7 protein-coding genes are annotated in these 9,874 nt (G+C 66.4%); 4 read left to right on the top strand and 3 right to left on the bottom strand.

Annotation, left to right across the window (positions count from 1 at the left end):
- The 3 genes from AC27KI_RS14445 to serA all read right to left on the bottom strand — a co-directional run.
- Window positions 1–411, bottom strand: a 411-nt coding sequence (locus tag AC27KI_RS14445; protein ID WP_487114426.1) for an HIT family protein, incomplete at its 3' end; no start/stop codon positions are given.
- Window positions 411–4,325 (bottom strand): DUF3683 domain-containing protein, encoded by a 3,915-nt coding sequence (locus AC27KI_RS14440; RefSeq protein ID WP_487114424.1) that lies wholly within the window; start codon window positions 4,323–4,325, stop codon window positions 411–413. The genes AC27KI_RS14445 and AC27KI_RS14440, both read right to left, overlap by 1 nt.
- Window positions 4,326–4,561: 236 nt before the next feature.
- A complete protein-coding gene (serA, locus tag AC27KI_RS14435) occupies window positions 4,562–5,791 on the bottom strand; it encodes a phosphoglycerate dehydrogenase (protein WP_487089733.1) in 1,230 nt (409 codons plus the stop codon).
- 359 nt (window positions 5,792–6,150) lie between these two features.
- Here serA and ugpB point away from each other — a divergent pair, with 359 nt between their 5' ends.
- The 4 genes from ugpB to AC27KI_RS14415 all read left to right on the top strand — a co-directional run.
- Complete coding sequence (ugpB, locus tag AC27KI_RS14430; protein WP_272565484.1) at window positions 6,151–7,461, top strand: sn-glycerol-3-phosphate ABC transporter substrate-binding protein UgpB; 1,311 nt, start codon at window positions 6,151–6,153, stop codon at window positions 7,459–7,461.
- Between the two features lie 100 nt (window positions 7,462–7,561).
- Window positions 7,562–8,443: a sn-glycerol-3-phosphate ABC transporter permease UgpA gene (gene ugpA / locus AC27KI_RS14425; RefSeq protein ID WP_284393763.1), complete on the top strand. Its 882-nt coding sequence runs from the start codon at window positions 7,562–7,564 to the stop codon at window positions 8,441–8,443.
- Between the two features lie 42 nt (window positions 8,444–8,485).
- A complete protein-coding gene (gene ugpE / locus AC27KI_RS14420; RefSeq protein WP_284429245.1) occupies window positions 8,486–9,337 on the top strand; it encodes a sn-glycerol-3-phosphate ABC transporter permease UgpE in 852 nt (283 codons plus the stop codon).
- Between the two features lie 42 nt (window positions 9,338–9,379).
- Window positions 9,380–9,874 (top strand): ATP-binding cassette domain-containing protein (locus AC27KI_RS14415; RefSeq protein WP_487114422.1); only part of this gene is annotated, 495 nt, incomplete at its 3' end.

The following is a 9,874-nucleotide window of genomic DNA, read 5'->3' as shown; positions in this document are numbered from 1 at the left end:
CCAGGCGGCGGCCACCTCGGCCTCGCGCTCGGGCGCGCGGTCGCGCTGCGGCGTGGCCCACACGGCGCCGGGGAAATGGCTGTCCCAGGCAAAGCGCGCGATCACGTGCCAGTGCAGGTGCGGCACCATGTTGCCGAGCGCGGCCAGGTTGATCTTGTCCGGCTGCACATGGGCGCGCAGCGCGGTCTCCACCGCCGCCACGGCCTCCATGCAGTGCAGGCGGCCGCCCGCGTCCAGGTCGGTGAACTCCGCCGCGTGCGCGTTCCATACCACGCGGTAGAAGGCTGGAAAGCCGGCCTCCTGCGCGCGGATCACGCGCAGCTTCGGGCCGCGCCAGACCAGTGTGCCGCCGTCGCCGTCGCACAGCGGGCAATCGGGCACGGTGGCCGCGGCAGGCGCCGTGGCCACCATCAGACCAGCACCCGCTCGATGCCGCCCGCGTTGGCGCGCTGCACGTATTCGGGCATCCATTGGTCGCCGAGGATCTCGCGCGCCATCTCGACGACGATGTAGTCGGCCTCCAGCAGGCCGTTGTTCAGGTCGTCCTGGTAGCGGTTCAGGCCCTGCAGGCAGCTGGGGCAACTGGTGAGGATCTTCACGTTGTCCTGCGCGCCCGCGGCGCCGCTGGCCCGCAGCGCGGCCTCGCCCTTCCTGATTTCCTCTTCCTTGCGAAAACGCACCTGCGTGGAGATGTCGGGCCGCGTCACGCCCAGCGTGCCGGATTCGCCGCAGCAGCGCTCGCTCTTGAGCACCTGCGGCCCCACCAGCGCCTTCACGGTCTTGACCGAGTCCTGCAGCTTCATGGGGTTGTGGCAGGGCTCGTGGTACAGGTAGGCGCCCTTGCCCTGCAGGGTCACGCCCTTTTCCAGCAGGTATTCGTGGATGTCGATGATGCGGCTGCCCGGGAAGATCTTGCCGAAGTCGTAGCCCTGCAGCTGGTCGTAGCAGGTGCCGCAGCTCACCACCACGGTCTTGATGTCGAGGTAGTTGAGCGTGTTGGCCACGCGGTGAAAGAGCACCCGGTTGTCGGTGATCATCTTTTCGGCCTTCTCGAACTGGCCGCTGCCGCGCTGCGGGTAGCCGCAGCACAGGTAGCCCGGCGGCAGCACGGTCTGCACGCCCGCATGCCACAGCATGGCCTGCGTGGCCAGGCCCACCTGGCTGAACAGGCGCTCGGAGCCGCAGCCGGGAAAGTAGAACACCGCCTCCGTCTCGGCCGTGGTCGTGGCCGGGTTGCGGATGATGGGCACGTAGTCCTTGTTCTCGATGTCCAGCAGCGCGCGCGCCGTCTTCTTGGGCAGGCCGCCGGGCAGCTTCTTGTTGATGAAGTGGATCACCTGCTCCTTGACCGGCGCGGTGCCCACCGTGGCCGGCGGCCGCGCGGTCTGGCGGCGGCCCACCTTGCGCAGCAGGTCCACGGCGATGCGCTGGGCCTTGAAGCCCACGCCGACCATGGCGCTGCGCATCAGCTTGATGGTGTCGGGGTTGGTGGCGTTGAGCATGGTCATGGCCAGCGCGTTGCCCGGGCGGAAGGTCTTCTTGCCCATCTTGCGCAGCAGGTTGCGCATGTTCATGGTCACGTCGCCGAAGTCGATCTTGACCGGGCACGGCGTGTAGCACTTGTGGCACACGGTGCAGTGGTCGGCCACGTCCTCGAACTCCTGCCAGTGCTTGATCGACACGCCCCGGCGCGTCTGCTCCTCGTACAGGAAGGCCTCGACCAGCAGCGAGGTGGCGAGGATCTTGTTGCGCGGGCTGTACAGCAGGCTGGCGCGCGGCACGTGGGTGGCGCACACGGGCTTGCACTTGCCGCAGCGCAGGCAGTCCTTGACCGAATCGGCGATGGCGCCGATGTCGCTCTGCTGCATGATCAGCGACTCGTGCCCCATCAGGCCGAAGCTCGGCGTGTAGGCGTTGGTCAGGTCGGCGAACATCAGCGAGTTGCGGGCCGAACCGGGCTCCCGGGCAATATCCACTACGGCACCACGCTCCTGATTTCGTAGCAGCTTGCCTTTATTGAAGCGCCCTTCGGGGTCCACGCGCTGCTTGTAGTCGGCGAACGGCCGCAGCTCGTCGTCGGTCAAAAACTCCAGCTTGGTGATTCCGATGCCGTGCTCGCCCGAGATCACGCCGTCGAGTTGGCGGGCCAGCACCATGATGCGCGCCACGGCCTCATGGGCCGTCTGCAGCATGCGGTAGTCGTCGCTGTTGACCGGGATGTTGGTGTGCACGTTGCCGTCGCCGGCATGCATGTGCAGCGCCACCCACACGCGGCCCTTGAGCACGCGCTGGTGGATGGCCTGGGCCTCGTCCATGATGGGCTGGAAGGCGGCGCCGGCGAAGATCTTGGCCAGCGGCTCGCGCAGCTGGGTCTTCCAGCTCGCGCGCAGCGTGTGGTCCTGCAGCTGGGCGAAGAGCGGCTCCACGTCGCGCAGCCATCCGGTCCACAGCGCGCGCACCTCGCCCACCAGCGCCACGGCCTGGCCCACGCGGTCTTCCAGCAGCTCGGCCGACGGGATCTCGTGCGCGTCGTCCTGGCGGCCCAACGGCAGGTTGCCGCGCAGGAAGAAGTCTTCCAGCGCATCGCACAGCGCGATCTTGTTGCGCAGCGACAGCTCGATGTTGATGCGTTCGATGCCGTCGGTGTACTCGGCCATGCGCGGCAGCGGGATCACCACGTCTTCGTTGATCTTGAAGGCGTTGGTGTGGCGGCTGATGGCGGCCGTGCGCTTGCGGTCCAGCCAGAACTTCTTGCGCGCCTCTGGGCTGATGGCGACGAAGCCCTCGCCCGAGCGCGAATTGGCCAGCCGCACGACCTCGCTGGTCACGCGCGCCACGTCGTCGGCGTTGTCGCCCGCGATGTCGCCGAACAGCACCATCTTCGGCAGGCCGCCGCCATGCCGCTTGCTCTTGGTGGCGTAGCCCACGGCCTTCAGGTAGCGGTCGTCCAGGTGTTCCAGGCCTGCCAGCAGCACGCCGCTGCGCTGCTGCTCGGCGAACATGAAGTCCTTGATCTCCACGATGCTGGGCACCGCGTCCTTGGCGTTGCCGAAGAACTCCAGGCACACGGTGCGCGTGTGCTCGGGCATGCGGTGCACCACCCAGCGCGCGCTGGTGATGAGGCCGTCGCAGCCCTCTTTCTGAATGCCGGGCAGGCCCGACAGGAACTTGTCGGTCACGTCCTTGCCCAGGCCCTCCTTGCGGAAGGTCTTGCCGGGGATGTCCAGGCGCTCGGTGCGGATCGGCGTCCTGCCGTCGGCCTCGAAGTACTGCAGCTCGAAGCTGGCCACCTCGGCGTCGTGGATCTTGCCCATGTTGTGGTTCACACGGGTCACCTCCAGCCACTGGGCGTCGGGCGTCACCATGCGCCAGCTGGCGAGGTTGTCGAGCGCCGTGCCCCACAGCACGGCCTTCTTGCCGCCGGCGTTCATGGCAATGTTGCCGCCGATGCAAGACGCCTCGGCGCTGGTCGGGTCCACGGCGAACACGTAGCCCGCGCGCTCGGCCGCATCGGCCACGCGCTGGGTGACCACGCCGGCCTCGGTCCACACCGTGGCGACCTCGCGGTCCATGCCCGGGAGGCGGCGCATTTCCACCTCGGTCATGGCTTCGAGCTTCTCGGTGTTGATGACCACGCTGCGCCAGGTGAGCGGAATGGCGCCGCCGGTGTAGCCGGTGCCGCCGCCGCGCGGGATGATGGTCATCTCCAGGTCGATGCAGGCCTTGACCAGCGCAGCCATCTCGGCCTCGGTGTCGGGGGTGAGCACCACGAACGGGTATTCGACGCGCCAATCGGTCGCATCGGTCACGTGGGACACGCGCGAGAGGCCGTCGAACTTGATGTTGTCCTTGGCCGTGTGGCGGCCCAGGCGCTTTTGCACCTGGCGGCGCAGTTGCGCCGCCTCGATGAAGGTGGCGTCGAACTCGGCGATGGCGCGGCGGGCGGCGTCCACCAATTGGCCCACGAGCTGGTCGCGGCCGGAGTCGTCGGCCGGCGTGCGGCGCTTGCCGATCTCGGCCAGGCGGTGCTCCAGCGCCTCGACCAGCAGCTTGCGCCGGTCGGGGTTGTCCAGCAGGTCGTCCTGCAGATAGGGGTTGCGCTGCACCACCCAGATGTCGCCCAGCACTTCATAGAGCATGCGGGCCGAGCGGCCGGTGCGGCGCTCGCGGCGCAGCTGGTCGAGCACGTCCCAGGACGGAGACCCGAGCAGGCGGATGACGATTTCCCGGTCGGAAAACGAGGTGTAGTTGTAGGGAATCTCTCGCAGGCGGGCGGGCTCGGCGGCCTGCGCCTGCAGGGCAGCCAGCGCTATGGGAACGTTCATGGGGTCAACCTGGGTCGGGCGCGTGGGGCGCCCCTGTGCCTCGGGGCCGCGATTTTATGCCAGCCTCCGGGCGGTCCCGGGGGCCGGGACGGCCCCGCCAGCCGGCGCGGCAACGACCGCACCCCGATTGCTACTATTTCTATAGCATCATGCCGGCGCTTTTATTGTGCTGGAGGCCGTTTTGGCACCCAATCCCAAGGCAGGCCGGCGGAGCCCCTGGCGGCCGGCCCGGCCGTTCAGAACAGCACGCGGCTGCGGATCGTGCCCGGCACCTTGGCCAGCTCGTCCTGCGCCAGGTCCGACGACTGGGCGTCGATGTCGATCACCACGTAGCCCACCTTCTCGTTGGTCTGCAGGTACTGGGCGGCGATGTTGATCCGGTTGTCCGAGAAGATCTGGTTGATCTGCGACAGCACGCCCGGCACGTTCTGGTGGATGTGCAGCAGCCGGTGCTTGCCCGGGTGCGCGGGCAGCGCCACCTCGGGGAAGTTGACCGACGAGATCGAGGTGCCGTTGTCGCTGTACTTGACCAGCTTCTCGGCCACTTCGAGCCCGATGTTGGCCTGCGCCTCCATGGTGGAGCCGCCGATGTGCGGGGTGAGGATCACGTTGTCCAGCCCGCGCAGCGGCGACAGGAACTCGTCCTTGTTGGTGCGCGGCTCGACCGGGAACACGTCGATGGCGGCGCCCAGCAGCTTCTTGGCGCGGAGCGCCTCGGCCAGCGGCTCGATCTCCACCACCGTGCCGCGCGCGGCGTTGATGAGGATGCCGCCCGGCTTCATCGCCGCGATCTCGGCCGCGCCGATCATCCACTGCGTGGACGCCAGCTCGGGCACGTGCAGGCTCACGATGTCGGCCTGCCCCAGCAGCGCGTGCAGCGAGGGTGCCTGGCGCGCATTGCCCAGGGGCAGCTTGTTGACCACGTCGTGGAAGATCACGTGCATGCCCAGGCCCTCGGCCAGCACCGACAGCTGCGTGCCGATGGAACCGTAGCCCACGATGCCCAGTGTCTTGCCGCGGATCTCGTAGGCGTTGTCGGCCGACTTCAGCCAGCCGCCGCGGTGCGCCACCGCGTTCTTCTCGGGAATGCCGCGCAACAGCAGGATGGCCTCGGCCAGCACCAGTTCGGCCACCGAGCGGGTGTTGGAGTACGGCGCGTTGAACACGGCGATGCCGCGCTCGCGGGCGGCGTTCAGGTCCACCTGGTTGGTGCCGATGCAAAAGCACCCCACGGCCACGAGCTTGTGCGCCTGGGCGAAAACCTCGGCCGTCAGCTGGGTGCGCGAGCGGATGCCCACGAAGTGCGCATCGGCGATCTTGCGCTTGAGCTCGTCGTCGGGCAGCGCGCCGGAGATCGCCTCGATCTGCGTGTAGCCCGCACCGCGCAGCACGTCGAGCGCGGACGGGTGGATGCCCTCGAGCAACAGGAACTTGATCTTGCTTTTGTCCAGAGAGGTTTTGGCCATGGAAAGGTCCGGAGGATCGGAAAAGGAAAAGGCGCGGGATTCGGCCCCGCGATCAGCCCCGAAATGGGGACGCGAGATCATTGTGCACCGCACAAAACCCTGCTGGCATCCTTGCAATTCGCTGAAATGGTGCGCGGCACCAGTCGCCAAGGCGACTCCGGCCACCGCCCATCTGTCACGGAATTGTCACGAAATCGCCAGCGCTGGCGCCCGTTTGGCGGCCATGGCGGGGCCCTGCGCCGCGACGGGTTTCCCCGCTTGATCGCTGCGTGGGCCTATGCGACAACGACATATTCGTGTCACGAAATGCGTCCTACCATCGGCGCTTCGTGCATTTCGTATCGATTCGAGGAGTTTTCATGCAATTCAAGCACCTGGCGGCCGCTGCCGCCATCGCCGCTTCGCTCTGCGCCACGGCGCAGGCACAGACCGAGATCCAATGGTGGCATTCGATGACCGCGGTCAACGGCGAGTGGGTGAACGACTTGGCCAAGCAGTTCAACGAGAGCCAGAAGGAATACAAGATCGTGCCGACCTACAAGGGCACGTATGACGAGTCCATGACGGCCTCCATCGCCGCCTTCCGCGCCGGCAACGCACCGCACATCCTGCAGGTGTTCGAAGTCGGCACGGCCACCATGATGGCCAGCAAGGGCGCCATCGTGCCCGTGGGCAAGGTGATGCAGGACGCGGGCGCCAAGTTCGACCCGGCCGCCTACATCCCCGCCGTGGCCGGCTACTACACGGCCCCCAACGGCCAGATGCTGAGCTTCCCGTTCAACAGCTCCACCACCATCTTCTACTTCAACAAGGACGCCTTCAAGGCGGCCGGCCTGCCCACCGACAAGGCACCCGCCACCTGGCCCGAAGTGGTCAACGCGGCGGCCAAGCTCAAGGCCTCGGGCCACAAGTGCCCGTTCACCACGGCCTGGCAGAACTGGACGCAGGTCGAGAGCTTCTCGGCCTGGCACAACGTGGAGTTCGCCAGCAAGTCCAACGGCCTGCAGGGCCTGGACGCGCGCCTGAAGGTCGATTCGCCCCTGCACGTGCGCCACATCGAGAACCTGGCCAACATGGCCAAGCAGGGCCTGTTCGTCTACAAGGGCCGCGGCAACGTGCCCGAGGCCAGCTTCGTGTCCGGCGAGTGCGCCATGATCAACACGTCGTCGGGCTTCTACGGCAACGTGGCCAAGAACGCCAAGTTCGCCTACGGCCTGGCTCCCCTGCCCTACTACCCCGATGTACCCGGCGCACCGCAGAACACCGTGATCGGCGGCGCGAGCCTGTGGGTCATGGCCGGCAAGAAGCCTGCCGAATACAAGGGCGTGGCGCAGTTCTTCCAGTTCATCTCCACGCCTGAAGTGCAGTCCGCCAGCCACAAGCGCACCGGCTACCTGCCCGTCACCAAGGCCGCGTATGAGCTGACCGAGAAGTCGGGCTTTTACCAGCAGAACCCCGGCACCGACGTGGCCGTGACGCAGATGATCCGCAAGGTGACCGACAAGAGCCGCGGCATCCGCCTGGGCAACTACGTGCAGATCCGCGCGATCGAGGACGAAGAGCTCGAACAGGTGTGGTCCGGCAAGAAGACCGCCAAGGAAGCGCTGGACACGATCGTCAAGCGTGGAAACGAGCAACTGGAACGCTTCCAGAAGGCGAACAAGTCGTAATACGGCTTAAACTGACCGTTTCGCCAACCGTAAAAAGCAGATGGGTCATCCATCTGCTTTTTGCTTTGGGAAGCGCCGATTTCTCCCAACCTTCCGCCCCATGGAAAAACGCGTCCGTTTCAAATCTGCCTGGCTGCCCTGGCTGCTCATCGCGCCGCAGATGGCCATCATCCTGGTCTTCTTCTTCTGGCCCGCCAGCCAGGCGCTGGTGCAGTCGATGCAGCTGCAGGACGCCTTCGGAACCTCCACCGAATGGGTGGGCCTGGCCAACTTCCGCCAGCTCTTCAACGACGGCAGCTACGTGGAGTCGTTCAAGACCACGGCCATGTTCTCCGTGCTGGTGGCGGGCATCGGCATCAGCCTGTCGCTGATGCTGGCGATCTTCGCCGACCGCGTGGTCAAGGCGGCCATGTTCTACAAGACCATGCTGATCCTGCCCTACGCCGTCGCGCCCGCCGTGGCCGCGGTGCTGTGGGTGTTCATGTTCTCGCCGTCGCTCGGCGTGGTGGCCTACGGCCTGGAGAAGGTCGGCATCCACTGGAACCACCTGCTCGACTCGGGCCAGGCCATGACGCTGATCGTGATGGCCTCGGTGTGGAAGCAGATCTCCTACAACTTCCTGTTCTTCCTGGCCGGTCTGCAGTCGATCCCCAAGTCGCTCATCGAAGCCGCGGCCATCGACGGCGCGCGCCCGTGGCGCCGCTTCTGGACCATCCAGTTCCCGCTGCTGTCGCCCACCACGTTCTTCCTGCTGGTGATCAACGTGGTCTATGCCTTCTTCGACACCTTCGCCATCGTCGATGCGGCCACGCAGGGCGGCCCGGGCAAGGACACGGCCATCCTGGTCTACAAGGTCTATTACGACGGCTTCAAGGCCATGGACCTGGGCGGCTCGGCCGCGCAATCGGTGGTGCTGATGCTGATCGTCGTCGCGCTCACCGTGGTGCAGTTCCGCTATGTCGAAAAGAAAGTGAACTACTGATGCAACGCCCGATGCAATGCGTTTCCTCGATGGAGGCCGCCCATGGTTGAGCGCCGCCTGACCGCCGGCATCCTGGCCCATGTGATCATGGTGCTGGGCGTGCTGATCGTCGCCTTTCCGCTGTACCTGGCGTTCGTCGCCTCCACGCACACCGCGCAGGAGATCGTGCAGGCCCCCATGCCGCTGCTGCCCGGCAGCCACTTCTGGGAGACCTACAAGGCCGCCCTGTTCGGCCGCGACGCGGGCGCGGGCTCCACGGCCCCGGTGGCCCGCATGATGTGGGTCAGCCTGGTGTCGGCCCTGGTCATCACCTTCGGCAAGATCGCCATCTCGCTGCTGTCGGCCTTCGCGATCGTGTACTTCCGCTTTCCCTTCAAGGGCCTGTGCTTCTGGCTGATCTTCATCACGCTGATGCTGCCCGTGGAAGTGCGCATCGGCCCAACGTACCAGGTGGTGTCCGACCTCGGCATGCTCAACAGCTACGCGGGCCTGACCGTGCCGCTGATCGCCTCGGCCACGGCCACGTTCCTGTTCCGCCAGTTCTTCCTGACCGTGCCCGACGAGCTGGTCGAGGCCGCGCGCATGGACGGCGCGGGCCCGATGCGGTTCTTCAAGGACATCCTGATCCCGCTGTCCAAGACCTCGATCGCCGCCCTGTTCGTGATCCAGTTCATCTACGGCTGGAACCAGTACCTGTGGCCGCTGCTGGCCACCACGAGCGAAGACATGTACCCGGTGGTGATCGGCATCAAGCGCATGATCGCCGGCGGAGACGGCCAGAACGAATGGAACATCGTCATGGCGACGGCCATCCTGGCCATGCTGCCGCCGGCCGTGGTGGTGATGCTCATGCAGAAGTGGTTCGTCAAGGGCCTCGTGGACACCGAGAAATAACGGTCAACGACCACCGATCGATCTGACAAGAATCCCAAAGATATGGCATCCCTCTCGCTTCGCAACGTCATCAAGCGCTACGGCGCCGGCCCCAAGGCCAACCCGGTCATCCACGGCGTCAGCGCCGAAATCCAGGATGGCGAATTCATCGTGATCGTCGGCCCGTCGGGCTGCGGCAAATCCACCCTGCTGCGCATGGTCGCGGGCCTGGAAGAGATCAGCGGCGGCGAGATCGCCATCGGCCCCCGCGTGGTGAACAACCTCGAGCCCGCCGAGCGGGACATCGCCATGGTGTTCCAGAACTACGCGCTCTACCCGCACATGACGAACTTCGACAACATGGCCTACGGCCTGAAGATCGCCAAGGTGCCCAAGGACGAGATCAAGCGGCGCGTGGACAAGGCCGCCAAGATCCTGGAGCTGGGCCACCTGCTGGAGCGCAAGCCGCGCGAGCTGTCCGGCGGCCAGCGCCAGCGCGTGGCCATGGGGCGCGCCATCGTGCGCCAGCCGCAGGTGTTCCTGTTCGACGAGCCGCTG

It is taken from the genome of Acidovorax sp. KPB24-03, from assembly GCF_057546605.1.
This window is presented reverse-complemented; position numbering and strand designations above follow the sequence as displayed.